The organism is Aeromonas sp. HMWF015 (genome assembly GCF_963878965.1).
Lineage (GTDB): Bacteria > Pseudomonadota > Gammaproteobacteria > Enterobacterales > Aeromonadaceae > Aeromonas > Aeromonas veronii.
The window spans coordinates 1-26,139 of record NZ_CAWNZT010000190.1; the positions used below are offsets into that span (position 1 = coordinate 1).

General features: G+C 61.3%; 22 protein-coding genes. 13 read left to right on the forward strand and 9 right to left on the reverse strand.

Annotated features, from left to right (window positions below; genetic code table 11):
• A partial coding sequence (locus tag AACS18_RS10000) for an RQC domain-containing protein (RefSeq protein WP_181363253.1) occupies positions 1-530 on the forward strand: 530 nt, incomplete at its 5' end.
• Between the two features lie 67 nt (positions 531-597).
• On the opposite strand, the gene AACS18_RS10005 is transcribed toward AACS18_RS10000, so the two are convergent.
• The gene (locus tag AACS18_RS10005) at positions 598-900 is read right to left on the reverse strand and encodes a c-type cytochrome (RefSeq protein ID WP_076493969.1); all 303 of its coding nucleotides are present in this window, start codon (positions 898-900) and stop codon (positions 598-600) included.
• Positions 901-1,005: 105 nt separating this feature from the next.
• On the opposite strand from AACS18_RS10005, the gene AACS18_RS10010 reads away from it, so the two are divergent.
• The 3 genes from AACS18_RS10010 to AACS18_RS10020 all read left to right on the forward strand — a co-directional run bounded on the left by AACS18_RS10010 (position 1,006) and on the right by AACS18_RS10020 (position 3,565).
• Positions 1,006-2,433 (forward strand): protein adenylyltransferase SelO, encoded by a 1,428-nt coding sequence (locus AACS18_RS10010; RefSeq protein ID WP_108612247.1) that lies wholly within the window; start codon positions 1,006-1,008, stop codon positions 2,431-2,433.
• A 10-nt stretch (positions 2,434-2,443) separates the two neighbouring features.
• Positions 2,444-2,731: a DUF3630 family protein gene (locus AACS18_RS10015; RefSeq protein ID WP_108612248.1), complete on the forward strand. Its 288-nt coding sequence runs from the start codon at positions 2,444-2,446 to the stop codon at positions 2,729-2,731.
• 159 nt (positions 2,732-2,890) lie between these two features.
• Positions 2,891-3,565: a 7-cyano-7-deazaguanine/7-aminomethyl-7-deazaguanine transporter gene (locus tag AACS18_RS10020; RefSeq protein WP_108612249.1), complete on the forward strand. Its 675-nt coding sequence runs from the start codon at positions 2,891-2,893 to the stop codon at positions 3,563-3,565.
• 270 nt (positions 3,566-3,835) lie between these two features.
• Here AACS18_RS10020 and rraA read toward each other — a convergent pair whose 3' ends face one another.
• On the reverse strand, positions 3,836-4,321 hold the full coding sequence (gene rraA, locus AACS18_RS10025) for a ribonuclease E activity regulator RraA (protein WP_005340678.1): 486 nt from the start codon (positions 4,319-4,321) through the stop codon (positions 3,836-3,838).
• A gap of 146 nt (positions 4,322-4,467) precedes the next feature.
• Here rraA and AACS18_RS10030 point away from each other — a divergent pair, with 146 nt between their 5' ends.
• Both AACS18_RS10030 and AACS18_RS10035 read left to right on the forward strand, forming a co-directional pair.
• The gene (locus AACS18_RS10030; RefSeq protein ID WP_108612250.1) at positions 4,468-6,321 is read left to right on the forward strand and encodes a methyl-accepting chemotaxis protein; all 1,854 of its coding nucleotides are present in this window, start codon (positions 4,468-4,470) and stop codon (positions 6,319-6,321) included.
• A gap of 122 nt (positions 6,322-6,443) precedes the next feature.
• A complete protein-coding gene (locus AACS18_RS10035; RefSeq protein WP_005340675.1) occupies positions 6,444-7,094 on the forward strand; it encodes a chromophore lyase CpcT/CpeT in 651 nt (216 codons plus the stop codon).
• 100 nt (positions 7,095-7,194) lie between these two features.
• Here the strand turns inward: AACS18_RS10035 and rpmE are convergent, their stop codons facing one another.
• Positions 7,195-7,410 (reverse strand): 50S ribosomal protein L31, encoded by a 216-nt coding sequence (rpmE, locus tag AACS18_RS10040; RefSeq protein ID WP_005340673.1) that lies wholly within the window; start codon positions 7,408-7,410, stop codon positions 7,195-7,197.
• A 147-nt stretch (positions 7,411-7,557) separates the two neighbouring features.
• Between rpmE and priA the strand changes: the two genes are divergently transcribed.
• A complete protein-coding gene (gene priA / locus AACS18_RS10045; RefSeq protein ID WP_108612251.1) occupies positions 7,558-9,765 on the forward strand; it encodes a primosomal protein N' in 2,208 nt (735 codons plus the stop codon).
• 66 nt (positions 9,766-9,831) lie between these two features.
• Here the strand turns inward: priA and AACS18_RS10050 are convergent, their stop codons facing one another.
• Positions 9,832-10,923 carry a hypothetical protein gene (locus AACS18_RS10050; RefSeq protein WP_181363254.1) on the reverse strand — a complete coding sequence of 364 codons (1,092 nt, stop codon included), beginning with the start codon at positions 10,921-10,923 and terminating at the stop codon, positions 9,832-9,834.
• Positions 10,924-11,090: 167 nt separating this feature from the next.
• Between AACS18_RS10050 and AACS18_RS10055 the strand changes: the two genes are divergently transcribed.
• The 5 genes from AACS18_RS10055 (at position 11,091) to dtd (ending at position 16,989) form a co-directional block, all read left to right on the forward strand.
• Complete coding sequence (locus AACS18_RS10055) at positions 11,091-12,524, forward strand: DUF2867 domain-containing protein (protein WP_108612253.1); 1,434 nt, start codon at positions 11,091-11,093, stop codon at positions 12,522-12,524.
• Between the two features lie 169 nt (positions 12,525-12,693).
• Positions 12,694-13,920, forward strand: coding sequence for an aromatic amino acid transporter (locus AACS18_RS10060; protein ID WP_005355439.1), 1,227 nt, complete (start codon positions 12,694-12,696; stop codon positions 13,918-13,920).
• 254 nt (positions 13,921-14,174) lie between these two features.
• A complete protein-coding gene (locus tag AACS18_RS10065; RefSeq protein ID WP_071913998.1) occupies positions 14,175-15,416 on the forward strand; it encodes a malic enzyme-like NAD(P)-binding protein in 1,242 nt (413 codons plus the stop codon).
• Positions 15,417-15,592: 176 nt separating this feature from the next.
• Positions 15,593-16,465, forward strand: coding sequence for a virulence factor BrkB family protein (locus AACS18_RS10070; protein WP_005340664.1), 873 nt, complete (start codon positions 15,593-15,595; stop codon positions 16,463-16,465).
• Between the two features lie 86 nt (positions 16,466-16,551).
• Complete coding sequence (dtd, locus tag AACS18_RS10075; protein WP_108612254.1) at positions 16,552-16,989, forward strand: D-aminoacyl-tRNA deacylase; 438 nt, start codon at positions 16,552-16,554, stop codon at positions 16,987-16,989.
• On the opposite strand, the gene AACS18_RS10080 is transcribed toward dtd, so the two are convergent.
• Positions 16,978-17,658 carry a spermidine synthase gene (locus AACS18_RS10080; protein ID WP_181363256.1) on the reverse strand — a complete coding sequence of 227 codons (681 nt, stop codon included), beginning with the start codon at positions 17,656-17,658 and terminating at the stop codon, positions 16,978-16,980. The two genes, dtd and AACS18_RS10080, sit on opposite strands and share 12 nt — an antisense overlap.
• A 51-nt stretch (positions 17,659-17,709) precedes the next feature.
• On the opposite strand from AACS18_RS10080, the gene AACS18_RS10085 reads away from it, so the two are divergent.
• A complete protein-coding gene (locus AACS18_RS10085) occupies positions 17,710-18,618 on the forward strand; it encodes a bifunctional GNAT family N-acetyltransferase/hotdog fold thioesterase (RefSeq protein ID WP_108612255.1) in 909 nt (302 codons plus the stop codon).
• Between the two features lie 54 nt (positions 18,619-18,672).
• Here the strand turns inward: AACS18_RS10085 and AACS18_RS10090 are convergent, their stop codons facing one another.
• The 4 genes from AACS18_RS10090 to gntU form a co-directional block, all read right to left on the reverse strand.
• Positions 18,673-20,790, reverse strand: a complete 2,118-nt coding sequence (locus AACS18_RS10090) for an AsmA family protein (protein ID WP_108612256.1) — start codon at positions 20,788-20,790, stop codon at positions 18,673-18,675.
• Between the two features lie 143 nt (positions 20,791-20,933).
• Entirely contained in the window at positions 20,934-23,003 is a 2,070-nt protein-coding gene (gene recG / locus AACS18_RS10095; protein WP_162516056.1) for an ATP-dependent DNA helicase RecG, read from the reverse strand.
• Between the two features lie 190 nt (positions 23,004-23,193).
• Entirely contained in the window at positions 23,194-24,543 is a 1,350-nt protein-coding gene (gene pssA, locus AACS18_RS10100) for a CDP-diacylglycerol--serine O-phosphatidyltransferase (protein WP_181363255.1), read from the reverse strand.
• A 150-nt stretch (positions 24,544-24,693) separates the two neighbouring features.
• Complete coding sequence (gntU, locus tag AACS18_RS10105) at positions 24,694-26,034, reverse strand: gluconate transporter (protein WP_005355418.1); 1,341 nt, start codon at positions 26,032-26,034, stop codon at positions 24,694-24,696.
• Positions 26,035-26,139 lie beyond the last annotated feature (105 nt).

A 26,139-nucleotide genomic window follows, 5' to 3' on the forward strand; every position in this document is an offset into this window, starting at 1 on the left:
GTTATGTAGTGGAGGTGCTGCGCGGGTCGCTGAACCAGCGCATCAAGGATCACGGCCACGATAAGCTGTCGACCTACGGCATCGGCAAGGATCAGAGCCACGAATACTGGATGAGCGTGATCCGCCAGCTGATCCACAAGGGGCTGCTGACCCAGAACATCACTCGCAATCTGGTGCTGCAGTTGACCGAAGCGGCCCGTCCGGTACTGCGTGGCGATGTGAAGCTGGAACTGGCGGTACCCCGCCTGCAGCCTATCTCCAGCCGCAAGGAGAAGCGCAACGGTCTGCTCGATAACGCCAACTACGACAAGCGGTTGTTCAAGGAGCTGCGCGGCCTGCGCAAACAGATTGCCGAGGATGAAGAGGTGCCGCCCTACGTGGTGTTCAACGATGCAACCCTGGTGGAGATGGCTCAGCTGATGCCGATGACCGAAGACGAGATGCTGGCTATCAACGGTGTCGGGCACCGCAAGCTGGAGCGCTTTGGCGACGCCTTTATGGATCTGATCATCGACTACTGCCGCCGGTAGGGTCGATTAGGCAGCCTAATCGACCACGGTAAGCGCGGCTCGGAAGAACCAAGGGTCAGACGCGAGGTTATTTCAGGCTGGCGTAGAAGGCGGCTAAATTGTCGATATCCGCATCGGTCAGCGGCGCCATGAAGGGATCCATCAAGGGCTCTTTGCGACTGCCATCCTTGAACGCTTTCAACTGTTTCACCAGATAGGCGGCATTCTGGCCCGCCAGATGGGGATAGTTGGGGATCATCGCCTTGCCTTCTACGCCGTGACAGGCGGCACAGACCGCCGCCTTGGCCTTGCCTGCCTCGATATCTGCAGCCTTGGCCTGATGACCCCACGCCAGTGCCAGCAAGGGCAGGGCATATACCCATTTTTGCATCTTCTTCTCCTTGAATTGAAAAATGATGGTTGCCAGTGAGCACAAGCATGGCTGACGGCAGTATAAAGAGTGACACGAGCATACGCAGGGACGAATGGCACAACCATGAAGTTGATCAACACTTTTGCGACCGAGTTGCCCTGGGCCTGTGAACCCGTGGCCCCCCAGCCGCTGCAGCAGCCCCGGTTGCTTCATCTCAACCGGGCTTTGCTGGATGAGTTGGGGCTGGGAGGCGTCAGCGAGGCTGACTGGATCGCCTGTTGTGGCGAGGGAAAGGTGCTGCCAGGCATGCAGCCGGTAGCGCAGGTCTATGCCGGCCATCAGTTCGGGGGTTATAGCCCGCGGCTTGGGGATGGTCGCGCGCTGCTGCTGGGTGAGCAGCTGGCGCCGGATGGCCAGCGCTGGGATCTCCACCTGAAGGGGGCAGGGAAGACGCCGTTCTCCCGTTTTGGTGACGGTCGCGCCGTGCTGCGCTCCAGCATCCGTGAGTATCTCGCCTCCGAAGCGCTCCATGCTCTCGGCATCCCGACCACGCGGGCGCTGGTATTGGTGGGGAGTAAGGAGCCTGTTTATCGCGAGCAGGTGGAGACCGGGGCGACCGTGCTGCGCACCGCCCCCAGCCATCTGCGCTTCGGTCATATCGAGTATTTCGCCTGGAGCGGGCAGGGGGAGAAGATCCCGCATCTCATCGACTATCTGCTGCGCCACCACTTCTCCGAACTGGAGAGTGGTGCCGAACTGTTTGCCGAGGTAGTGCGTCGTACCGCGCGCCTGATTGCCAAATGGCAGACGGTGGGCTTCTGTCACGGGGTGATGAACACCGACAACATGTCGCTGCTCGGCTTGACGCTGGATTACGGGCCATACGGCTTTATCGATGCCTACGTGCCCGATTTTGTCTGCAACCACTCGGATCCGGCGGGCCGCTACGCGCTGGATCAGCAGCCCGCGGTCGGTTACTGGAATCTGCAAAAACTGGCGCAGGCGCTGGCTGGCCATGTAGACGGTGATGCGCTGGCTGCAGCGTTGGCCCAGTATGAGCAGCAGCTGATGCTGCACTACTCCGAGTTGATGCGGGCCAAGCTCGGGCTGGCAGTGTGGGAGGAGGATGACCCGGCTCTGTTCCGCGAGCTGTTCCGGTTGCTGGCGGCCCACAAGGTGGATTACCACCTGTTCCTTCGTCGTCTCGGTGAGGTAACGCAAGAGGGGGCGTGGCCTGCGTCTCTGCTGGCCCTGTTGTCTGAACCTGGTGTTTGGCAGGAGTGGCTGGAACGCTATCGGGCGCGGCTAATGCGCGAAGGAAGCGAGGATGCCGTGCGTAAGGCGCAGATGGATGCCATCAACCCCAAGTATGTGCTGCGCAATGCGCTGGCCCAGCAGGTGATCGACGCCGCCGACGCAGGGGATATGCAGCCGTTCGAGCGGCTGTTCGCCGCCTTGCAGCACCCCTATGATGAACAACCCGAATATGAGGATCTCGCCACCCCGACTCCGGCATGGTATTGCGGTGGTGAGCTCTCCTGCAGTAGCTGAGAGACAGGGAATGAGTTGGCAAATCAAACAGGTAGATAGCGAAGCTGGCGTGGTGACGCTGGATTGTCCGGCACTCGAGTGGGACACGTTTCCGCTGTTGGCGCAGGTCTTGCTGCGAGAGTGGGAGCTGCAGCCGCTCGAGCAGGATGCGGGGGCCGATCGCCATAGCTGGTTGCTGGAGTTTGAAGGGAGCCAGTTTCGGCTGGAGTACGAACACTACAGCGGCTGCTGGCTGGAGGCGGTGCGCCCGGTAGATCGGGAGGCGCTGCTCTGGCTCGCCAGGCAGCACAAGGCGTGACTATCGCCCGCAAGGCCTGCTCTGCGGCTGGCCCACCTGGACAAGCGTAATCGCATAAAGATTGAACTATCGGTTTGGGGGCGTATAATCTCGCCCCTCGATTATCGCCAATGGTGGCGATATGGGTTCCCTAACCCCATTAACCAAAAAGGTCACAAGATGAATCTGACCCCTGCGCAGTACCAAACGGCGCTCGTTCGCCTGTCGTTGTTCCACATCCTGATCATTGCCAGCAGCAACTATCTGGTGCAGCTGCCGATCACCGTGTTTGGCTTCCATACCACCTGGGGTGCGTTCAGCTTCCCGTTTATCTTCCTCGCCACTGACCTGACGGTGCGGATCTTCGGTGCCGGTCTGGCGCGCAAGATAATCCAGACCGTGATGCTGCCTGCGCTGGCGGTCTCCTATGCGCTCTCCGTGCTCTTCTTCGAAGGGAGCTTCCAGGGCGTTGGTCATCTGGCCGAGTTCAACCTGTTCGTAGCGCGTATCGCGCTGGCCAGCTTTATGGCCTATCTGGTAGGGCAGTTCATGGATGTGGTGGTGTTCAACCGCCTGCGTCTGCTCAAGCAGTGGTGGATTGCACCTGCGGCCTCCACCCTGTTCGGTAATCTGGTTGATACCATCGCTTTCTTCAGTGTGGCCTTCTGGCGCACCACAGATCCTTTCATGGCTGAGCACTGGGTCGAGATCGCAACCGTTGATTACGTATTCAAGTTGCTGATAAGCCTTGGTTTGTTCGTGCCGCTCTACGGTGTCTTGCTGCGCTACCTCAGCCGCAAGCTGGTGGGCGAGGCCGGATTATCCAGCCTGCAAACGGTCACCCGGCAAGCCTGACCAGATTGACCACCCTTCGCGGTGGTCAATTTTTTTGCACTTTCTGCAAATAGCGCTTGCCTAGTTAAATGAGAATGATTATTGTTAACTTGTTTTCCGGGAAAGACTTCATTCGTTCCAACGTGATGGACTTCTTGTGAAGGCACGACATTGCTCACATTGCTTCCAGTTAAGGGCCAGTTTATCTGGCCCTCTTTTTTTGTCATTTTTCAGCAAGTTGCAGGCATAAAAAACGGGAGCCAAGGCTCCCGTCGTCACGCTGTCTGTGGCTTACTCGATATCGAGTGCCTCGGGGGAGAGGATCACCCCTGTGGTATCGGCGTAGAGGTGGTCGTCAGGCAGGAAGGTCACGCCACCGAAGTTGACCGGCAGATCGGTCTCCCCTACATCCTTGCTGTCGGCACCGACCGGAATGGCTGCCAGTGCCTGAATGCCGATATCCAGATCTTCCAGAATATCGACTTCGCGGACGCAGCCGTAGCAGACAATCCCTTCCCAATCGTTCTCTGCTGCTGTTGTGGCGATGTCGCTGTCGATCAGAGCGCGGCGCATGGAGCCACCGCCATCGATCAGCAAGACGCGTCCCAGCCCGTTCTCTTTGACGAGTTCACGGATAAGACCATTCGATTCGAAGCATTTGACGGTGGTGATGACGCCGCCGAAAGAGGCGCGGCCGCCGAAGGAGCAGAGCATGGGTTCAAGCACATCCACCATGTCCTGATAGATGTCGCACAGTTCAGAAGTATTGTATTCCATAGTGTCAAATCCACGGCTGGAAACAGGTGCAACCAGTATAAGGAGTGGGTGTGGCATTTCAATGAATATTCCTTGCACAGATCACCTGTCGCCGCTTTTCTGCATAAGCTCAATGCAGTTCACTGCCAGTTTGCGAGAGGTCCATCGTGCTTATCCGTCATAAGTTGATCCTGAATACCGTGCTGGTTGCCGTTGCCATGCTGGTACTGAGCGGCCTGTTTATCTACTCCAGCCAGGTGCACCGTCATCTGACCGAAGCCCAGCGTAATATCGACCAGCTGGAGATCGCCATGCTCAACCTGCGGCGGGCCGAGAAGGATTTTCTGATCCGCAAGGATATGACCTTCGTCGAGCGCTTCAATCAGGGGCTGTCAGATTTTCACCAGCACAACCGGGAGCTGGTGACTGATGACAATCTGGCGGCCGTCGAGGGGGAGCTGACCAGACTGGATCAGCAGATCAGCGGTTATGGCAAAGCCTTCAACGATCTGGTGGCCCAGCAGCAGAAGATTGGTCTGGGGCCTGAGGAGGGGCTCTATGGCAAGCTGAGGGCGGCGGTGCATGAGGTGGAGAATGGGCTCAAGCAGCTGGATCAGCAGGGGCTGCTCATCACCATGCTGCAACTGAGGCGGGCGGAGAAAGACTTCATGCTGCGTTCCGATATCCAGTATCTGGAGCGTTTCGAGACCTTGCACAAGAGTTTTCAGGATAGCCTTGCCACTTTGCCGGAGGGGGATCGCGGCAGGTTGGAGCAGGCCAGCAAGCAGTACCGGCAGGACTTTGTGGCGCTGGTGCAGGGGATGCAGGTACTGGGGCTGAAAGAGGATGAGGGGCTGCGCAACCAGATGCGGGATCTGGTGCATCAGACCGAACAGGGGTTTGCCGCCGTCGATCAGCACATTGTCGCTGAGCTGGAGCGGCAGAGCGCTCGCCTCAACAGCCTGATGCTGGTCTGTGGCGGGGTGATTGTGGTGCTGATCGGCATCATGAGCGTGTTGCTGGGGCGCAGCATCGACCGTCCCATTACTCAGGTGAATGATACCGTCAACCGCATTCGCCAGGATAATGACCTGCGCCTGAAGATAGAGCTGCGCGGGGCAGATGAAATGGCCCAGCTGGCAGGCAATCTCGACGTGATGCTGGGCGGGTTTCGCAACCTGATTGGCGATGTGAAGCAGAGCGTGCACACCCTGACCGAAGCGGCGGATCACCTCTCGGCCAACGTCAAACGCACCAGCGAAGGGGCGGCGCGCCAGCTGCAGGAGACCGACATGGTGGCGACCGCGTCCACAGAGATGGGCTCCACCATCGAAGAGATCGCCCGCAACACCGAGCAGGCGGCCAACAATGCGCAGGCGACCAACAACAAGGCGATGGAGGGGCGGACTGCGGTCGAGAATACTGTCGAGCAGATCCGCTCGCTGGCAGGCAATCTGGAGAGTTCATCCCGCGAGGTAAGTCAGCTGCAAAAAGAGAGCGAGACCATCGGCTCCGTGCTCGATGTGATCCGCGGCATTGCCGAGCAGACCAACCTGCTGGCCCTCAACGCAGCCATCGAAGCAGCCAGGGCAGGGGATCAGGGGCGTGGCTTTGCGGTAGTAGCCGATGAGGTGCGCAATCTGGCCATCCGTACCCAGAAATCGACCCAGGAGATCGCCGGTATCATCAGCTCGCTGCAGAAACAGACCGGCAGCATCGTCGAGGTGATGGCAACCTGCCGCGAACAGGGCAACCGCAGCTCGGATCAGGCCAGTACTGCAGGGGAGTTGCTGGGGCAGATCACTCAGGATGTTACCCACATCATGGACATGAGCACCCAGATTGCGGCAGCCATCGAGCAACAGAGTCTGGTGGCCAACGAGGTGAACCGCAACGTCAACAACATCCGCGACATTGCCCAGGAGTCGAGCATCATGGCGGAGGAAAATGCGAGATCCAGCGAGGGCCTCAACGAGCAGGCCCAACTGCTCAACAAGGCGGTGGCAAAATATCGGGTTTAGTGAGCGGACTGGCATCCTTGTGAGGTTTTTGCACCAGAGTGGCAATGATTTGATCGTAATGGCTGTTATTGGGGAAATTCGCTCATATAATCGCCGCCACTATGATGATTCGGAAGGATTCGATGGCAAAGTTGCTGGTGGCCGTATTCGGGCTGCTCTGTTCCTGTCTGGTGTTGGCAGGTTCGGCGCCTCAGGCTACCCCACTCAAGCCCGGTATGGAGCCGCTACTCAGCTGGTTCAACGGAGCATTTACGAGCCGGGAGCAGGCCAGTTACGACAGCCGCTTTACCAGTGCCGAGCTGCGCCTGATGGAGATCTGGCCTGGCTATCAGGGCTATCGCTGGGTCTATGCCGAGCAGTACCTGAGTCTGCGCTCCGTCCGTCCCTTCCGCCAGCGCATCTATCGCTTCTCACCCGCCCCTGACGGGCGGATCCTGATGGCCGAACTGACTATGCCCCGTGCCACCGATTTTGCCGGTGCCTGGCATGATCCCGCCCTGCTCGACAGTCTGACCCCGCAGCAGCTCTCCTTGCGTCACGGTTGCGAGATCTGGCTGACACGCACCCCCTCCGGCGAATATGCCGGTCACACCCGGGTGGGCCACTGCTCCACCGATTTTGGCGGTGCCACGACGCTGGTGCAGCATATCTGGATTGGCCCCGACAGCGTCAGATTGCTGGATCGCGCCTATGACAACGCAGGGAGTCCGCGCTGGGGCAGCCCGGGTGAGGGGTATGTCTATTTGCGTCGTTCCAAAGGATTTGGCCAGTAGGGGAGAGTGCGTCTGGCTGCGGGAACATGAAGGATGAAAAACAGGGATCGTAAAAAAGGCGCCCGATGGGCGCCTTTTTCAGAATTCTTCAGAAGTAAAATTACTTCTTGGTGGTCATCGCACCGAAACGCTTGTTGAACTTGTCTACGCGGCCGCCGCTAGAAACTTCTTTCTGCTTGCCGGTGTAGAACGGGTGGCACTCGGAGCACACGTCCAGGTTCAGATCTTTACCGATGGTAGAGAAAGTGTTGATGACGTTACCGCAAGAGCACTTGGCGGTGATGGCTACGTAGTCAGGATGGATACCAGCTTTCATGGACAACCTCAATTAATAGGCCGTGTCGCCATCCGATCTCTTGTCGGACACCACACGATTGTTGAACACAGTTTCAAAGGCTGCGAATAATATAGGAAATGCCTGATATCAGGCAAGTGGCTTCGCAGAAAAAATAGGCAACCCCTGGTGAATTCTTCCCAAACGCTGGATCTGGTTCGTGTCGCTGTCCCGGTACCGTTACGCCGTCACTTCGACTATCTCTCTCCCCTGCCGTTACCTGCCCCCGGTTGCCGGGTCGAGATCCCTTTCGGTCCCCAGACCCTGGTCGGGCTGGTGGTGGATCATCCGGCTGACAGCCAGGTGCCCCGCAACAAGCTCAAGCCCATCAAGCGTGTACTCGATGCGACGCCGGTGCTGGGGCCGGATATTCTGGCGCTGATGAACTGGAGCGCCAGCTACTACCAGCATCCGCTGGGGGAAGTGCTGCCCCACGCCCTGCCGGTGTTGGTGCGCAAGGGGGAGCCTGCCGCCTATCGCGAGCTGGAGTTCTGGTTTGCCACCGAGGCAGGCATGGCCATCGACCTTAACGAGCTCAAGCGGGCGGCCAAGCAGCAGCAAGCGCTCGCCCTGCTGCGCAAGGGGCCGCAGACCCCCTCCGCCCTCAAGCAGGAGGAGATCCAGAGCGCCGCTCTCACCGCGCTGGAGAAGAAGGGGCTGCTGGAGAAGCGCTCGCTGGAGCCAAGCCATGACGGCGACTGGGCCGCCCGTTTTGAACCGGGGGAGGGGCTGCGCCTCAACGGCGAGCAGGCATTGGCCGTCTCTGCCGTTACCAGCCAGAGCGACAAGTTCGGCGCCTTCCTGCTGGATGGCATCACCGGCTCCGGCAAAACCGAGGTGTATTTAAGCATCCTCGAGCCCCTGCTCAAGGCGGGCAAGCAGGCGCTGGTGATGGTGCCGGAGATCGGCCTGACCCCGCAGACCATCAACCGCTTCCGCCGCCGCTTCAATGTGCCTGTGGTGGCGATGAACTCCGCCATGAACGACAGGGAGCGGCTCGACGCCTGGCTCGCCTGCCGCGACGGCGGCGCCGCCATCCTGATCGGCACCCGCTCCGCGGTGTTCACCCCGTTTCACAACCTCGGCATCATCATCATCGACGAGGAGCACGATGGCTCCTTCAAGCAGCAGGACGGTTTTCGCTACCACGCGCGGGATCTGGCGGTGATGCGGGCCCATCGTGTCGGTATTCCCATTTTGCTTGGCTCGGCCACCCCGTCGCTGGAGACATTGCACAACGCCCGCAGCGGCAAGTATCACCACCTCACCCTGACCCGTCGCGCCGGTAATGCCCAGACCGCCCGTCAGGTGATCCTGGATATCAAGAGCGTGCGGTTGCAGGCTGGGCTATCCCCCCAGCTGGAGCAGTTGATGGCGGAGCATCTGGCGGCGGGCAATCAGGTGATGCTGTTCCTCAACCGCCGTGGCTATGCCCCGGCTCTTATCTGCCATCAGTGTGGCTGGAGCGCTGCCTGTGAGCGTTGCGATGCCTGGTACACCTGGCATCAGGCCGGACGACGGCTACACTGCCACCACTGTGACAGCGTACGCCCGCTGCCCCACCACTGCCCCGAGTGTGGCAGCAACGAACTGATTGGATCGGGAGTGGGTACCGAGCAGTTGGAGCAGCTGCTCACTACGGTGTTCCCGCAATATCCCGTAGTGCGCATCGATCGGGACAACACCCGCCGCAAGGGGGAGCTGGAGACCCATCTCGGCGACATCAAGGCGGGCAAGTACAAGATCCTGATCGGCACCCAGATGCTGGCCAAGGGCCACCACTTCCCGGATGTGACGCTAGTGGGTCTGCTGGATGTGGATGGTGCCCTGTTCAGCGCCGATTTTCGCGCCGCCGAGAAACTGGCCCAGCTCTACACCCAGGTGGCGGGCCGCGCCGGTCGCGCCAGCAAACCCGGGCTGGTGGTGCTGCAGAGCCACCATCCGGAGCACGCTCTGCTGCAGGATCTTACCCAGAACGGTTACGGCCACTTCGCCGATACGGCGCTCAAGGAGCGCCGCCTGCTGGGGCTGCCGCCCTTCAGCTATCAGGGGCTGTTTCGGGCCGAGGCCAATGGCCGTGACGAGGTGCAACTGTTCCTCTCTCGCCTCGCCGATACCCTGCGCAGCGCCCGTTATCCACACGTTCAGGTGCTCGGGCCCATCAGCGGCTTTATGGAGCGCAAGGCGGGCAAGTTCCGCATGCAGTTGCTGGTGCAGGGGCCAAACCGGGCGCCACTGGCTCAGCTGCTCGATTGGGCGGTGAAGGAGCTGGAAGGCTGGCCCGAGACCAAAAAGGTGCGCTGGAGTCTGGATATCGACCCCACCGAGCTGAGTTGATGGTGGCACTGGAGCCGGTCGCTGGCAGTTATCGTCAGCGACCGATGGGTGATTTCATTTCAAGGCTCAGACCCGCAGATCGATCTGCTGCACCCAGCCCCCCTTGCCCTGTTCGGTGAGATAGAGGCCGGATTGGCGCAGCACCCCCTGATTGCCGCTCTCCCCCAGATGGTTGAAGGGGGTGTCGAGGGGGCGCAGCAGGATGGCGCCGATCCCCAGTTCGACCAGCGCGATAGGGGCGTGCTCGGGATGCCAGAACTGCAGCGCTGAAAACTGTCTATCCCCCTCGTCCAGCACCCCGTTGCCATCCTCATCCAGGGTGGCCAACTCGCCGAAGCCATTGCCGGAGTGGGCGCCAAACAGCTCGCCGCCATCGTCTATGGTGCCGTTGCCGTTGCGATCCAGCACCACAAAGCCGCTCCCTTCGCGCAGGCCCGGCAGGCTGTCCTCTTTGCCATCCTGATCGATATCGAAAGTGACCCGTGCCTCGGTCAGATCGGCAATCTTGCCATCCAGACTGAGTACCAGCGGATCCTTGAGGGCATTGAGGGTTGTGCGCCGCTGGCTCACTTCCAGCTGACGCCAGTCGAGCACAAAGCCGAGATCGAGTTGAATAGTCTGACCATCCCGAGTCGCTACGCTGGCCGATGCCACCACGTTGAGCTGCTCCTGTTGCAGCAGGGTGTCCGTCACCTCCACCAGTTGATCCGGCTCAGCGGCTTGAGCAGCGGCGTCTCCTTGGGTCACTCCATCGCCTCCTTCTTCGGAGGGTTTGATCGGCTTGGGCAGCTCGATTTCATGGCCCAGCATCGCCTCGATCATCAGCTTGATCAGCCGCTGGCGGTTATCCAGTCCATCGTCGGGAATACCATCCTGCTCTTTGCCGACGTTCGCTGCGGGTGGAGCGGGAGGTGTTGCTGCTTGCTGGCTGGCGGCCGATTGCCTCGCGGTTTGCAGCGTCAGGGCGCTGGTTAGGGTCAGGGTGCTGCGGCGTTCGCCGGCCGCGGCCGTGTTGTTGCCTTCCGGTTGATTAACGACGGGTGGCACGGGCCCGAGGTTGCGCACCTTGCGGCTCTGGGCCTGTTGCTGCCGGTATTGCACCTCCCCCTGGAGGTCGTAGTGATCGATGCGCATACGTTCGCCCTCGGCGCTATACATCTGGTCAGTTATCGACCAGTCAATGCACAAGGCTTAACACCAAATCGGACTAATCAGGGAGGTGGTTAGTACTAGGTTGCAAGGTGGCGGCGTGGCAGGATGATGGGCATGCGGGTGCTAATCCGTTTGCCCAAGCGCAGGGCGCAACATGTGAAGAGGAAGAGAGGATGAGAAATTGTCTGGTGATGGGAGCGGCAGGCTATATCGGTTCCTATCTGGTACCCCACCTGCAGACCCTCGGCTACAAGGTGATTGCCGGGGCGCGCCGTCCCTGCCGCTTGCCTGAGGGGGTGGAGTTTCGCCTCGCCGACAGCCTCAAACCCATCACCCTGCTGCCTGCGCTGGCGGGCATAGATACCGTCTTCTATCTGGTGCATGCCATGGGGGCGGGGGCCGATTTTCACCGGCTGGAGCAGCAGGGGGTAAAGAATTTTGCCGCCGCTGCCCGCGCCGCCGGGGTGCGCCGCATCATCTATCTGGGGGCGATCCAGCCTGAGCAGTGCAACAGCCGCCATCTCAACTCCCGCCGCCACTGTGGCGAGTTGTTTCGTGACTCCGGCGTGCCGACGGTGGAGCTGCGCGCCGGCATCATCATCGGGCCCGGCTCGGCGGCGTTCGAGGTGATGCGGGATCTGGTATTCAACCTGCCGATGATGGTGACGCCCAAATGGGTGCGCTCGCGCACGCCGCCAATTGCGCTGTCCAACCTGCTTCACTATCTGGGCGGGCTGGTGGAGGCTGACGAGGTGGATGGCCGCATTTTCAATGCGGTCGGCCCCGAGCTGCTCAGCTATCAACAGCAGTTGCAGAAGTTCGCCGCTCATATCGGCAAGCGCTGCCCCATCATTCCCATCCCGTTTCTGAGTCCGCGCCTCTCCGCCTGGTGGCTGCAGTTCGTCACCTCGGTGCCGCAGCCGGTGGCCAAGGCGCTGGTGGGGGGTCTCAAGCACGATATTCCGGCCGATGATGGCCCGCTGCGGGCCCTGCTGCCACAGACCCTGCTCAGCTTCGACGAGGCACTGGCGGAGAGTCTGGCGCTGGAGCAGAAGCTGGGTGCCGAACAGCAGGGGCAGGAGACGCCGCTCGGCCTGCGCTGGCGCCATCCCGAATATGGTTTCTATGACCGTACCGCCAGCGGCGAGGCCATCTGCCTCGCCTCTCCCGAGGTGGTGTGGCAGGTGTTGCAGCAGCTGGGGGGTGAGCAGCGCTACTTCTACATGAACGAGTTGTGGGTGGTTCGCGAATGGATGGATCACCTGATTGGTGGCCCAGCCCGCACCCGTGGCCGCACCAATCCGGATCGTTTCGTGAAGGGGGACATGCTCGACTCCTGGCAGATCCTCGGGGTGGATGAGGGGCGCAGGCTCGATCTGTTGTTCAACATGAAGGCCCCGGGCGTCGGGCGGCTGGAGTTCAACATCCTGCCGGAGGAGTCTGGGTTGACCCGCATCCGGGTCACCGCTCACTGGCATCCGCAGGGCGCCTGGGGGCTGGCCTACTGGCTCGCCATGCTGCCGTTCCACCTCTTTATCTTTCAGGGGATGACTGAAGCCATCGCCCGTCAGGCCGAAGCGAGGGCAGGTATCCCGGTGATGGATTAACCCCTCTTCACACCATTCCCGCTTATAGAGTGCCCCGTTCGGGGCATTTTTTATGCGGCGACCATGCCCGGTAATGGCAGATAGTGGTAGGCGTCTCATGGCAAAGGCTGGCATCATGCCGCGGTCTTGTTTACCGCGGATAGATAATCAGTCAGAAAAAGAAGGGATTATGAAGAAAAAACCGTCAATTTTGGGGGGCGCCTGCATCATTGCCAGCGTCTGCGTGGGAGCTGGCATGCTCGGTCTGCCGAGTTCGGGGGCGGGGGCCTGGACCCTCTGGTCGGTGCTGGCGCTGACCGTCACCATGGTGATGATGACCCTCTCCGGCTGGATGTTGCTGGAATCCTTCCAGCACCACGATATGCGGGTCTCCTTCAATACCGTGACTCGCGAGCTGCTGGGGGAGAAGCTCAATCTCCTCAACAACCTCTCGGTCTACTTTGTTGGCGGCATTCTGCTCTACGCCTATATCACCTCCTCTGGTGCCATCCTGCAGGGGATACTGGGGATCGACAGCAAGCTCGCGTCCGTGCTGTTCGTGGCGCTCTTCTCTGCGGTGGTGTGGCACTCGACCCGCGCCGTTGACCGTATTTCGGTGGTGCTGATCGCCTTCATGATCCTCAGTTTCGCCCTCGGTGTGGCCGGTCTGCTCGGCAGTATCAAGCTGCCGACCCTGCTCGATCTGGCGGGCAGCGAGAGTCGCTACGCCCCCTATGCCATGGCGATGCTGCCGGTGGCGCTCACCTCGTTCGGCTATCACCACTCGGTTGCCTCCCTGCGTGCCTATTACCAGAACGAGCAGCAGGCCAGATGGGCCATTCTGGGGGGAACCCTGATCGCGCTGGCGCTCTACGTGCTCTGGCTGCTGGGGATCTTCGGCAACCTGCCCCGTCAGGATTTTGCTCCCGTGATTGCCAAGGGAGGTGACGTGAGCGTGCTGCTCTCCGCGCTTTCAGGGGTGATCGAATCGGAGAAGGTAGCCAGCGCCATCAACGGTTTCTCCATGGCGGCCATCCTTTCCTCCTTTATCGGGGTGGGGCTTGGGGTGTTCGACTATCTGGCTGATCTGTTCAAGTTCGACAACAGCCGCGCCGGTCGCTGCAAGACCTGGGCGGTCACCTTCCTGCCGCCGCTGGTGCTCTCCCTGCTCTTCCCGTTCGGCTTCCTGCTGGCCATCGGCTATGCCGGTGCCGCCGCCACCATCTGGACCTGCATCATCCCGGCACTGCTGGTGCTGCGCACCCGGGCGCGGGCCGAGCGGGGCGAAGTGACCCCCCATTTCGTCACCCCGGGCGGCAAGCTGATGGCCTGGCTGCTGATCCTGTTCGGATTGGCGACCGCGCTGTTCCACTTTCTGTCGATGGCAAATCTGTTGCCGGTCTATCTGGGCAACTGAGTCAGGTCTACAGCACTGGCAAAAAGGGCGGCAAGGCCAACTTGCCGCCCTTTTTGCGCCATTTTTATCCCACACGGCAGAATCTATAACTAAAGTGGTATGTGTGGGTGGGGTAAGGTGCTGAAATAACTGGTCTGATCTGGTTTATGGCAGCATGATCTGCTGGGCATGCCCACCGCTTTCTTTTATGATCCCCGCCCTTCAGCGTGCCCCCTGCCGGCACCTCATTTGCACCAACCACATCGGGGTCCCCCATGTCCGATCTGCGTCAAGAAGCACTCGATTACCACGCCCAGCCCGTACCGGGCAAAATTGCCATCGCCCTGACCAAGCCTGCCGAAACCGCCCGCGATCTGGCGCTGGCCTACAGCCCGGGTGTTGCCGAGCCGGTGCGCGAGATCGCTGCCAACCCGGCCGATGCCTACCGCTATACCGGCAAGGGCAATTTGGTGGCCGTCATCTCCAACGGTACAGCCATTCTGGGGCTGGGCAATCTGGGGCCGCTGGCCTCCAAGCCGGTGATGGAGGGCAAGGCCCTGCTGTTCAAGCGCTTCGCCGGTATTGACGCCATCGACATCGAGGTGAAGCACGAGACCAGCCAGCAGTTCATCGACACGGTGGCGGCTATCGCCGATACCTTCGGCGGCATCAATCTGGAAGATATCAAGGCACCGGAGTGTTTCGAGATCGAGCAGGCGCTGATCGAGCGCTGCGATATTCCGGTGTTCCATGATGACCAGCACGGTACCGCCATAGTCACCGCCGCCGGTCTGCTCAATGCGCTGGAGATTCAGGGCAAGCTCATCAGCGACAGCCGCATCGTCTGCATGGGGGCGGGGGCTGCCGCCACCGCCTGCATGGATCTGCTGATCAAGTGCGGCGCCAGGGCGCACAACATCTTCATGCTGGATCGTCAGGGTGTCATCCATACCGGCCGCAGCGATCTCAACAAGTACAAGCAGCGTTTCGCCAACGAGACCCCGCTGCGCACCCTGATGGATGTCATCGAAGGAGCTGACGTGTTTGTCGGTGTCTCCGGCCCCGATGTGCTGCCCGCCGAGGCGGTCGCCCTGATGGCGCCCAATCCGGTGATCTTCGCCTGCTCCAACCCGGATCCGGAGATCAAGCCGGCACTGGCCCACGGGGTACGCAGTGACCTCATCATGGGGACCGGTCGCTCCGATTACCCGAACCAGATCAACAACGTGCTCTGCTTCCCCTTCATCTTCCGCGGCGCCCTCGATGCCCGTGCCAGCCGCATCAACGATGCCATGAAGATTGCCGCGGTCGAGGCGATCCGCGCGCTGGCCAAGGAGCCGGTGCCGGCCGAGGTGCTGACCGCCGCCGGGGTCAGCGAGCTCGCCTTCGGCAAGGATTACGTCATTCCCAAGCCGATGGATGCCCGTCTGCTGCCGCGCGTCGCCCGCGCCGTAGCGCTGGCGGCGGTGGCCTCAGGCGTTGCCCGCATTGAGCTGCCCGCGGACTACATGCTGTAATCCGGCATTGCAAACGGCCCCATAGCGGGGCCGTTTTTATTTCTGTTTCTGGCGATAGCCAGAGACGCCAGCCGGGTGACAGGTTGGGGCATATGGGGGCAAATCGGGTTCAAAGGTGGCCAAACAGCGCTCTCCTCTGACACAATATTGCCACTATGACGCTAACGAGAATCAAGATGCAGCAGCCAGTCAGCGGCCGTTTGGCCCACGCCCTCTCATTTTTGCGCCATGATGGTCGCCACTTTGCCCAGTTTGTCTGGGGCCGTTTCCAGCAGGACAGATTGACGGTCACCGCCGGTTATCTGGCCTATGTCACCCTGCTTTCGCTGGTGCCGATGATCGCCGTGGTCTTTGGCATGATGTCCGCCTTCCCGGTGTTCCAGAGCCTCAAGCAGGCGATGGAGCAGTTCGTCTACCACAACTTCGTGCCGACTGCGGGAGACATGCTCAAGGAGTACATCGACGGCTTCGTTGCCAATGCCACCAACACCACGGCAGTGGGGATTGGGGCGCTGGTGGTGGTGGCGTTGATGCTGATCTCCGCCATCGACAAGAACCTCAACTACATCTGGCGCTCGACCCAGGGCCGCCCGCTGGCGCAGGCGTTTGCCATGTACTGGATGATCCTCACCCTGGGGCCCGTACTTATCGGGGCCAGTATCGCCATCTCCTCCTACATCTTCTCGCTGCGGCTGTTTGGCGCCGAGAGCCTGTTCGGTATCGGTTATCTGCTGTTGCGCGGCTTGCCGTTTCTCTTCTCGGTGCTTACCTTCCTGCTGGTCTATACCGTGGTACCCAACTGCAAGGTGCGGCTGATCCACGCCTTTATCGGCGCGCTGGTAGCGGCGACCCTGTTCGAGCTGGCCAAGCGCGGCTTTGCCATCTACATCACCAACTTCCCCTCCTATCAGGCCATCTACGGCGCGCTGGCCACCATCCCGATCCTGTTTGTCTGGGTCTATCTCAGCTGGCTGGTGGTGCTGCTGGGGGCTGAAACCACGGCCTGCCTCGGTGAATATGAGAAACCGGCGAGTGAGGAGCTTGGCTAAGCCATCGCCTTGGCCATCGGTTTATTGGTAGCATCGACGACCGCCCCTGCGAGGGGGCGGTCGTTCTGTTTTCAAAGGAGAGGGATGTGATTGCATTGATTCAGCGGGTCAGCGAGGCCAGCGTGACTGTCGAGGGGGAGGTGACCGGCGCCATCGGTCAGGGATTGCTTGTACTGCTCGGGGTAGAGCAGGGGGATGACGAGGCCAAGGCCGACAAGTTGCTGCATCGGGTCAGTGGTTATCGCATCTTTCCGGATCAGGAGGGCAAGATGAACCTGAATGTCAGCCAGATCGGCGGCAGTCTGTTGGTTGTCTCGCAGTTTACCCTGGCGGCGGATACCAAGCGAGGGATGCGTCCCAGCTTCTCCTGCGGAGCTCACCCGAGCGAGGCCGAGCGCCTCTATGACTACTTCGTGGCCAAGGCTGCTGCCAGCGGCATCCCGACCGCAACCGGGCGTTTTGCCGCCGACATGAAGGTGGCGCTGGTCAACGACGGCCCGGTGACCTTCTGGCTACAGGTCTGAGGATGCCTGATCCCGCGGTATGACGTGGACGATCACGTTGATGAGCCCCGCGACCGGGTAGGGGGTAGCCGGGCCAATCCACTGCTCGATCAGTGTCAGGGCGTGGGTTAGCTCAAGCGCGGTGCGTGGCAGCAGGTTGATGACCAGAGTGCCGTTCAGCCGGGGGGCCAGCGCCCGGTATAGCCGCTCCTGAAACAGCAGCAGCGGGTTGCCATCCTGACTGAAGAGATCGAGCAGGATGAGGTCGTACTGCTGCTCGCTCTGCTCGAGAAAGGCGAGGGCATCGGCCTGATGGAGTGCCGGCGCGGCGTGTTCATCACTCTCCTGATGCTGGAAAAACTGCTGATAAACGGTCAGCACCTCTTCGTCGAGGTCGACGCACTCGTGGCGGGCATCTGGCCAGCGTTGGCAGAGATGGCGGGTGAGATCGCCGCCACCCAGACCCAGCTCGAGTATCTGTGTGGCCTGTTCCGGCAGCAGGCAGGCGATGACCCGTTGATGGGGCAGACAGAGGGTCGCGGGGTCGGCGAGCGACATGGCGGATTGCACCACGCCGTCTATCTCCAGCCAGCGGTGCTGGTCATTTTCCTGTACCGTGAGGCGGCGCTGGGGTTTGACGCTGAGGTGCAACAAGTGATCGGCTTGGTACGCTTGCAGATTGAAGTCCATGAATTTGCACGGCAAGATGGTTTCCGACCAGTGTAACTCAAGGATGAAACTATGTACCGGGTAGTCACCCCTCAGACAGTCGCCGAGCTGGATGCCTACTACCAGTTGCGCTGGGAACTTCTGCGTAAACCCTTCAATCTGCCCGTCGGTTCCGAGCGGGACGAGTACGACACCGTCGCCATTCACCGGCTGATGCTGGCACCCGATGGCACTCCCATCGCGGTGGGCCGCCTCTTTATCGGCGGTGACGAGGCGCAGATCCGCTTTATGGCGCTGCGTCCCGAATATCGCGGTCAAGGGCTGGGCGCCAAAATGGTGGAGGATCTCGAGGAGCTGGCCCGCAGCGAGAAGGTGAAACGGCTGGTGATGAACGCCCGTCAGGAAGCGGTGGAGTTCTATCGCAAGTGCGGCTTTCTCGAAGTGGGGGGCGGCCCCGTCTCCTTTGGCCGGATTCCCCATCGCCAGATGATCAAATCCCTGAGCCCGTTGCAGACTATCCAGTACCGACCGGAGTGGTGTCAGGATCTCACCACCCGCTGGTCACGCGGGGTGCCCATCAGCGAGAAGATGGGGATGCACATCAGCCACTACGACGGCCAGACCTTCCATCTCAAGGCCAATCTGGCGGCCAATTTCAACGTGCATGGCAGCATGTTCGCCGGCAGTGTCTACAGCCAGTGCGTGCTGGCGGGCTGGGGGCTGATCTGGCTGCAGCTTAAAGAGGAGGGGCTGGTGGGCGAGCCGGTGCTGGCCGAGAGCACCATCAAATATCATGGCCCTGTTGATGAGGAGCCGGAGGCGCGAGTGGCCCGCGAGGGTATGCCCGCCGTGCTGCAGCCGCTCAAACGGGGGGAGCCTGCCACCTTCAGCCTCAAGATCCAGCTGTTCAGCGGCAGCAAGCTGGCGGTGGAGTTCTGCGGTCACTACGTGGTGCAGCCACCCCGCCGTCCGGGCCAGTAACCGCGTCGCTTCCCCATCAAACAACAAGGCCTCATCATGAGGCCTTGTCTGTTTTTACCCTTGCTGGCTGTCGCTTGTCTGCTCGGCTTGGGTCTGCACTTGGGCCTGGTTTTGGGCTTTCGTTGCGGGAGCCGGTCGCCAGAGCGGGGCGCTGTTGCCTTGCGGCGGATAGCGTATTCCCACTTCCCAGCCGCAGGCGTCCTGCTTCTGCGGGAAGCTCCAGGCCAGTGTGGGTTCCGTCAGCGGCCCGCGCCACTGGCCGAGCAGCTCGGCGCAGCGGTTGCCATTGAGGATCCCCAGATCGAGCTGCCACTGTTCGTTGACCAGATCGATCCCCCCTTGCAGCGCCAGCAGATGAGTGATGGTGGAGGCGCCAGCCTGCTCGACTTGTAGTTGCCCCTTGTCGATCTTGCCCTGCAGCTTGATGCGGTAGAAGGGGGTGTCACCCTCCTGCATCGCCTGCCACAGCTGATCCGGCGTCAGGGTGGGCGGGGTCGCCCCCTTGAACCACTCATCCAGCAGCGGATCTATCTTCACCTTGTCCCAGAACGGCTCGTCGGCATCGAGGGCAAAGCTGCCCTGCAGGGTCTGGCGCCACTCGCCCGCCGTTTTGCCCTGTTCGGCTTGCAGATCGGCACTCACGTCCGCCTTGCCGGCGAAGGAGGCCGGGGAGTGGAATATCTTGCCCCATTGCTGCAGATCCAGCTTGGTCGCCTGCAGTTGGAGGCGGCTGCTCTGGCCCGGTTCGCGGCCCCACTGGCCACTCAGGCTGAGAGTGCCCTCATCCGGCAGCGAGCTGGTGAGTTTGCCCAGTTGCCAGGAGCTGGGGGTCAGCTCCCCATCCAGCTCGCCGTTGCGGGCGCTGAGGCCATCCCACACCAGCTCGAACCACTTGCTCTCGATACGGGCACGGCCGAGCAGCGGGCCGGGTTGGTTATCGCGCAGGGCGAGATCGCTCAGATAGAGCTGCCAGCCGGTCAGCGACAGGGGCAGGGTATCGTCGAAGGAGAGCACCTTGAGCTTGTCGAACGCCAGCTTGCGGATATCGACCTGCTGCGGGCGCCAGCTCTGCCAATCCTGCCACCACCCCTGTGGCAGGCTGATGTCCATGCCGCTCAGCGCCACGTCTTTCAGGGTCAGCTTCTGCTGCTGGCTATCGAGGGAGAGCTCGACATTGAACTCCCCTTCATAGGCCTTGCCCTGCAGTTCGCCGTCGATCTGTTGGGGCGAGAAGGCGAGCTTGCCCTTGATCTCCTCCAGCTGGAACAGGCCACGACCCATGTCGCCCAAGGTGCCGCTCAGATAGCCGGTGGGCTGGTTGCCCGCCTGCCAGTTGAAGGCGGTGAGCTGGCCGCTGAAGTTGTTGAAGGAGAGCTCCTGATTGATGTCGTTGAGGCTGACGCCGTCCAGCTGACCGCGATCCAGCGACACGCTTTGCAACGGGAAGCGCTGCGGGAAGCCTTGCTGTGTCAGATCCCCCAGCTCCACCCGCATGCCGCGCGCCTTGAGATCGTGCAGTTGCAGGGTGCGAGCGGGCCAGTCCAGCACCATGCCGGTCTCCAGCAGACCGTCGAACAGGTTGGTCACCAGCTTGTCGGTGCGCAGCACTTCTCCTTCCAGCCGTCCTTGCAGGTTGAGACGGGCGAAGGTGAACTGCGGAGTCTCCAGCTGGCCGATATTGAGGCTCAGGTTGGCCTGTGGCTGCCGTTTCGGGTCGATCAGCTCCCAGTCGCTCAGGGTGGCGTTGAGACCGCGCAGGGTCAGCTCGGGGCTCTCCAGACTGAGGCGATCGATAGTGCTGTCACTGATGGTGAGGGAGTGCACCGGCAGGTTCGGCAGCTGGTTGGGCAGCGGCAGCTTGATGGCGGGACGAATGAGATCGAGATGGGCGATGCGCACGTCGCGGCTCAGCCAGTCGATGCTCTCGATCTCCAGATAGATCTTGTCGAGGGAGACTGCATCGCCGTAGCGTACCTGCTCTGCCAGCAGGGTGTAAGGGTGGAGCGGGTTGAACACCAGTCGCCCTATGGTGACCGGCACGCCGGTCTGCTGGCTGATCCAGCTGGCGATGGGGCCTTTGGCGCGCTCGGCGTCGAACAGGCCGAGGGCAACCCAGACAAACAGCAGCAGGAAGGCGAAGGTGTAGAGCAGGCCGCGTAGCCAGGAATTCATGGTTGCTTTCCTCCTGTTTTGGGGTGTGTTGTCAGGCGTTTGAGTAGTGGTCTCGCAGACCGAGCCAACGCCGTATCAAGGGTTCGACATGACTCGGATGCCTATCCATAAGGAGATGTGCCCATCTTCTGCATCTATTTCGATCAGGCATTGGAATAGTGATCCCGTAAGCCGAGCCAGCGTCGTATCAAGGGTTCGACATGACTCGGGTGCCTATCCATAAGGAAGCGCGCCATTTTTTGCACCTGCGGAATAAGCGGCTGATCTCGTACCAGATCAGCGATCTTGAGATCGGCCAGACCTGTCTGGCGGGTGCCGAGCAGTTCCCCCGGGCCGCGCAGTTCCAGATCGCGCTGGGCGATGAGGAAGCCGTCGTTGGTCTCCCGCAGCACCCCGAGCCGGCTCTGGGCCGTCTTGGACAAGGGGGCATGATAGAGCAGCACGCAGTGAGAGGCCACCGCACCCCGGCCAACCCGGCCGCGCAGCTGGTGCAGCTGCGCCAGCCCGAGACGTTCCGGGTTCTCGATGATCATCAGGCTGGCGTTGGGCACGTCCACCCCCACCTCGATGACGGTGGTGGCGACCAGCAGTTGTAGTATGCCCGCCTTGAACTCCTCCATCACCCGCTGTTTCTCGACCGGACGCATCCGACCGTGCACCAGCCCGATGTGCAGGCCGGGCAGCAGGTTCTGCAGCTCGGCGGCGGTATCCTCGGCGGCTTGGCACTCCAGCACCTCCGACTCCTCGATCAGGGTGCAGACCCAGTAGGCCTGCTTGCCCTCGGTGCAGGCGAGTTTGACCCGCTCGATCACGTCGCCGCGACGGCTGTCGGGCAGCGCGACTGTGGTGATGGGGGTTCGGCCCGGCGGCAGTTCGTCGATGACCGAGGTATCGAGGTCAGCATAGGCGGTCATCGCCAGGGTGCGGGGGATGGGGGTGGCGGTCATGATCAGCTGATGGGGATGTACCCCTTCCCGCTCCCCTTTTTCGCGCAGGGCTAGGCGCTGATGCACCCCGAATCTGTGCTGTTCATCGATGATGACCAGCGCCAGACGCTGGAACACCACCTGCTCCTGAAAGATGGCGTGGGTGCCCACCACCATCTTGACGCTGCCATCGGCGATGGCGGCCAGTGCCTCCTCCCGCGCCTTGCCTTTCTGTTTGCCCGCCAGCCAGCCGACTCCGATGCCGAGCGGCTCCAGCCACTTGGCGAAGTTGATGGCGTGTTGTTCGGCCAGCAGCTCGGTCGGCGCCATCAAGCCCACCTGACAGCCGTTGCCGATAGCCTGCAGGGCAGCCAGCGCCGCGACCAGGGTCTTGCCGGAGCCCACATCCCCCTGCACCAGCCGCATCATGGGGTGGCTCTGTTGCAGATCCTTACTTATCTCCGCTACTACCCTGCTCTGGGCGCCGGTGGGTTTGAACGGCAGAGCGCCGAGCAGTTGTTCAACCAGCTCGGGCGCCGGTTTGAGAGCGCGAGCCAGCTGGGTTTGTGCCTGAGCACGCACCTTGAGTACCGAGAGGTTGTGCGCCAGCAGCTCCTCCAGTACCAGCCGTTGCTGGGCCGGATGCTGGCCGCTTTCCAGCAGCGGCAGCGCTACCGAGGGGGGCGGGCGATGCAGCAGCTTCAGGGCGGCGGCCAGTTCAATCTGATGGGGATAGAGTCCGGCGGGCAGCAGCTCCTCCACGCCATAGAGGTCGAGCTGGGCCAGCGCCTGATCGGTGAGGTTGCGCAGGGTGAGCTGGCGCAGTCCTTCGGTGGTCGGGTAGACGGGGGTGAGCGCCTCTTCGGTTTGACCGGCCTGCTCCTCGCCGAGCAGCTTGTACTCGGGATGGGCCATCTCCAGCCCGTATTTGCCGGGGCGCACCTCGCCAAAGCAGCGGATCAGACGGCCCGCCGCCAGACTGTTTTTCTGGGCGGCGGTGAAGTTGAAGAAGCGCAAGGTGAGGGTGCCGGTGCCATCGCTGATGCGACAGACCATCATGCGGCGGCGCCCCATCACCAGCTGAGTGTCCTGGATTTCGCCCTCGACGGCGCCGTGCAGGCCGGGCGGCAGATCGCCGATGGGCCACACCTGGGTGCGGTCCTCGTAGCGCAGGGGAAGGTGGAACAGCAGATCCTGTACCGTGGCCAGCCCCAGCCGCTCGAGCTTCTCCAGCATCTTGCTGCCGACACCCTTGAGGCTATCGAGAGGAATTTTATCCAATTTCATCAATTAGATGCCCGAAAACACTGTAAATATGTCCAGATGATAGGGGTTGTTGAGGGGCCGATGCAAGCCGAGTTGCTGCTGGCAGGGCCGCCAAGGCGGGGGAAACGGCGGATATAACAAAGGCCTGCCGAAAACGGGAGGCCTTTGTGCGGCTGCCAACAGGCAAGGTGCGGGCGCATGGCGCCCAAGGTCAGATAATCCGTTTGAGCAGCAGGTGGGCCTTGACCCTGTGGATCCGTCCCAGCAGCTTGCGCACCTGTTCCGGGTAGTCCTGGATCTGTTCCACCTGATCGAAGTGACTGATCCGCTTGGTGTTGGTCAGGATGTTCTCCCGCTCCGCGTTGAACTGGGGACGCAGCAGGTGGCGACGATCGTGCACCAGCAGGCCGTTCTCCAGATCCAGCGCCCAGGCGCGGGGGTTGAGGTTGTTGCCGGTGAGCAGGGCCCACTCGTCATCCACGAAGATCCCCTTGAGATGGTAGGAGTTGCGCTCGCAACACCAGAGCATCAGGTTGAGGCGACCGTCGTCGATGTGACGCTGGTTGCGCTCGGCAAACTTGCGCAGGTTGGTCTCGTAGAGATAGGGCAGGCCACCGATGGTGGAGAACTTCTCTTCCGGCGGAATGAAGAAGTCGTTGGCGGTCTTGTCGCCCACTACGATGGTCACCTTGCAACCGCGCTGCAGCAGATCCTCGATATCCTTGTTCAACTCCTTGGGCGGGTTGAAGTAAGGGGTGCAGATGAAGATCTCCCGCTCGGTGGCGCGCACCAGATTGCGGATCATCAGGTTGAGCTGATTGTTGCGCTTGCCCAGACCCACCATGGGGGTGATGGCCACCTCCTGGGTGTTGACCGGCATGGTGCTGAAACGGTACTGGCTCTGGCGCAGGTTCTGCTTGAAGCGGCGGATCGGCCCCTTCAGCTGTTTGGCGCTGGGGATATCGCTATGATCCAGCCGCTGCACCGCGTCGCTCTTCACGAACAGGTCATCCACATAGTTGACCATGCTGCGGGCCAGCTCCGGGCTGGTGATCTGGTGATAGCGATCGAAGCGGTAGCGATCTTGCTGGTGCAGGTAGATGTCGTTGAGGCTGGCGCCGGAGTAGAGCACCACATCATCAAAGATGAAGCCCTTGAGGTGGAGCACGCCGAGCAGCTCGCGCCCCTTGACCGGTACGCCGTAGATTTCGATCTGGTGCTCGTGTTTGGCAGCCATGGCCTGATACATCAGGTGGTTGCCGCCCTGCTTGCCCTTGCCGATCAGGCCGCGTTGGGCACGGTGGAAGTCGACGAACAGCTTGATGTCGAGGGCCGGATTGCGCTGCTTGGCGGCGTAGAGGGCGGAGAGGATCTCCCGGCCTGCTTCGTCATCCTGCAGATAGAGCGCGACCAGATAGATGCGCCGGGTGGCACTGGCGATAAGCGCAAGAATGCGGCGTTTGAAATCCTGGGCGCTATAGAGCACTTCAAACTGATCCGCTGCGACGGCGATCTGGGGCAGGCGCGCCAGCAGTTGTCGATAATGGGCCGATGAATGCATAGATAAACCTGAAATCACGGGGTTAAGCGTTCCACTCGGAGCGATGAATAGGCGATTCTAGCAATCTCGCCCTCTCAGCCAAAGAAAGAATCATCAGAAAGATGAAAAAGGCCTCACGAGTGAGGCCTTTTTGTCAGCATTTCGCCCTTGTCAGAGGAAGCTGTAGATGATCATCGCCATCACGCCGCCAGTGGTGCCGATGATGGTTTCCATCACGGTCCAGGTCTGCAGGGTCTGCTTCTCGGTCAGGCCGAGGTAGCGGTTGGCCAGCCAGAAACCGGAGTCGTTGACGTGGGAGAGCACGATGGCACCGCCGCCGATGGCGATGGTGACGGCCGCCAGCTGGGCGCCGTTCAGACCGAGGGGCTCCAGCATCGGCAGCACCAGACCGCAGGCGGTCAGCATGGCGACGGTGGCGGAGCCCTGAATCACCCGTACCGCAGCAGCCAGGATAAAGGCCAGCGCGACGATGGGCAGACCGGAATCGGCCAGCATGTTACCAAGGGCAGCACCCACACCGGAATCAACCAGCACCTGCTTGAACACGCCACCGGCACCGGTAACTAGAATGATGACGCCGGCCGGCTGGATGGCGCTGTTGCAGACGCTCATCACCTCGTCACGGGACATGCCGCGGCGAATACCCAGCAGATAGAAGGCGGCCAGACAGGCGACCATGATGGCGGTGAAGGGGTGACCGATGAACTCCAGCCAGTTGTGCAGGGTGGAGCCCGCCTCGACGAAGCGACCGACGATGGTCTTGAGGCCGATCAGCAGCAGCGGCAAACCGATGAGGCCCATGGCCAGCCCGAAAGAGGGCAGGGATTTGCTGTCATCGTGGACACTGTTCTGGGCATCGGCAGGCAGCGGCACATCGACGATCTTGCTGATGAAGTCACCGAACAGCGGGCCAGCCAGGATCAGCGCCGGTACGGCGGCGATCAGGCCGAACAGGATCATGTAGCCGAAGTCGGCACCCAGCTGGGATGCCACCAGGATCGGGCCCGGCGCCGGGATAAGGAAGGCCTGGCAAGTCGCGATACCGGCCAGCAGGGCGATACCAATCTTAACCACGCTGCCGCCGCCACGACGGACGATGGCGAAGGCGACGCCGATCAGCAGCACCACGGCCACGTCAAAGAAGAGCGGCAGGGCGCAGACAAAGCCGGTCAGTGCCATGGCCCAGTTGGCGCGCTTGACGCCGAACTTGCCGAGTAGAGTGTGGGCTACCCGGTCGAGGGCACCGGTCACTTCCATCACCTTGCCGAACATGGCGCCCAGCGCCACCACCACGGCGACGAAACCGAGGGTGCCACCCATCCCTTTCTGGATGGTGTTGGCGATATCGGCCGGGTTCATGCCAGCGGCGAGACCCGCCACCATGGAGACCAGGATCAGGGCTACCACGGCGTGGAGCCGGGCCTTCATCACCAGGAAGAGCAGCAGCACAATCGAGCCGGCGGCTGTCATGATCAGGGAGAGGTCAGACATTGTTATGCGTTCCTTTTTCCAAGTTCAGTCGTGACACCTTGCCGATCCGTCGGCAAACCATATCTTTATGATTTATTTAGATTTATGGCAAGGGCTCAACATCAT

Coding starts and splice junctions, on each gene's coding strand:
- recG (WP_162516056.1), bottom strand. CDS start 23,003: ATGAAATTGGATAAAATTCCTCTCGATAGCCTCAAGGGTGTCGGCAGC.
- AACS18_RS10060 (WP_005355439.1), top strand. CDS start 12,694: ATGAAGAAAAAACCGTCAATTTTGGGGGGCGCCTGCATCATTGCCAGC.
- AACS18_RS10005 (WP_076493969.1), bottom strand. CDS start 900: ATGCAAAAATGGGTATATGCCCTGCCCTTGCTGGCACTGGCGTGGGGT.
- AACS18_RS10070 (WP_005340664.1), top strand. CDS start 15,593: ATGCAGCAGCCAGTCAGCGGCCGTTTGGCCCACGCCCTCTCATTTTTG.
- pssA (WP_181363255.1), bottom strand. CDS start 24,543: ATGCATTCATCGGCCCATTATCGACAACTGCTGGCGCGCCTGCCCCAG.
- AACS18_RS10085 (WP_108612255.1), top strand. CDS start 17,710: ATGTACCGGGTAGTCACCCCTCAGACAGTCGCCGAGCTGGATGCCTAC.
- AACS18_RS10010 (WP_108612247.1), top strand. CDS start 1,006: ATGAAGTTGATCAACACTTTTGCGACCGAGTTGCCCTGGGCCTGTGAA.
- AACS18_RS10065 (WP_071913998.1), top strand. CDS start 14,175: ATGTCCGATCTGCGTCAAGAAGCACTCGATTACCACGCCCAGCCCGTA.
- AACS18_RS10020 (WP_108612249.1), top strand. CDS start 2,891: ATGAATCTGACCCCTGCGCAGTACCAAACGGCGCTCGTTCGCCTGTCG.
- AACS18_RS10050 (WP_181363254.1), bottom strand. CDS start 10,923: ATGTATAGCGCCGAGGGCGAACGTATGCGCATCGATCACTACGACCTC.
- rraA (WP_005340678.1), bottom strand. CDS start 4,321: ATGGAATACAATACTTCTGAACTGTGCGACATCTATCAGGACATGGTG.
- AACS18_RS10015 (WP_108612248.1), top strand. CDS start 2,444: ATGAGTTGGCAAATCAAACAGGTAGATAGCGAAGCTGGCGTGGTGACG.
- AACS18_RS10055 (WP_108612253.1), top strand. CDS start 11,091: ATGAGAAATTGTCTGGTGATGGGAGCGGCAGGCTATATCGGTTCCTAT.
- AACS18_RS10035 (WP_005340675.1), top strand. CDS start 6,444: ATGGCAAAGTTGCTGGTGGCCGTATTCGGGCTGCTCTGTTCCTGTCTG.
- rpmE (WP_005340673.1), bottom strand. CDS start 7,410: ATGAAAGCTGGTATCCATCCTGACTACGTAGCCATCACCGCCAAGTGC.
- AACS18_RS10090 (WP_108612256.1), bottom strand. CDS start 20,790: ATGAATTCCTGGCTACGCGGCCTGCTCTACACCTTCGCCTTCCTGCTG.
- gntU (WP_005355418.1), bottom strand. CDS start 26,034: ATGTCTGACCTCTCCCTGATCATGACAGCCGCCGGCTCGATTGTGCTG.
- AACS18_RS10080 (WP_181363256.1), bottom strand. CDS start 17,658: ATGGACTTCAATCTGCAAGCGTACCAAGCCGATCACTTGTTGCACCTC.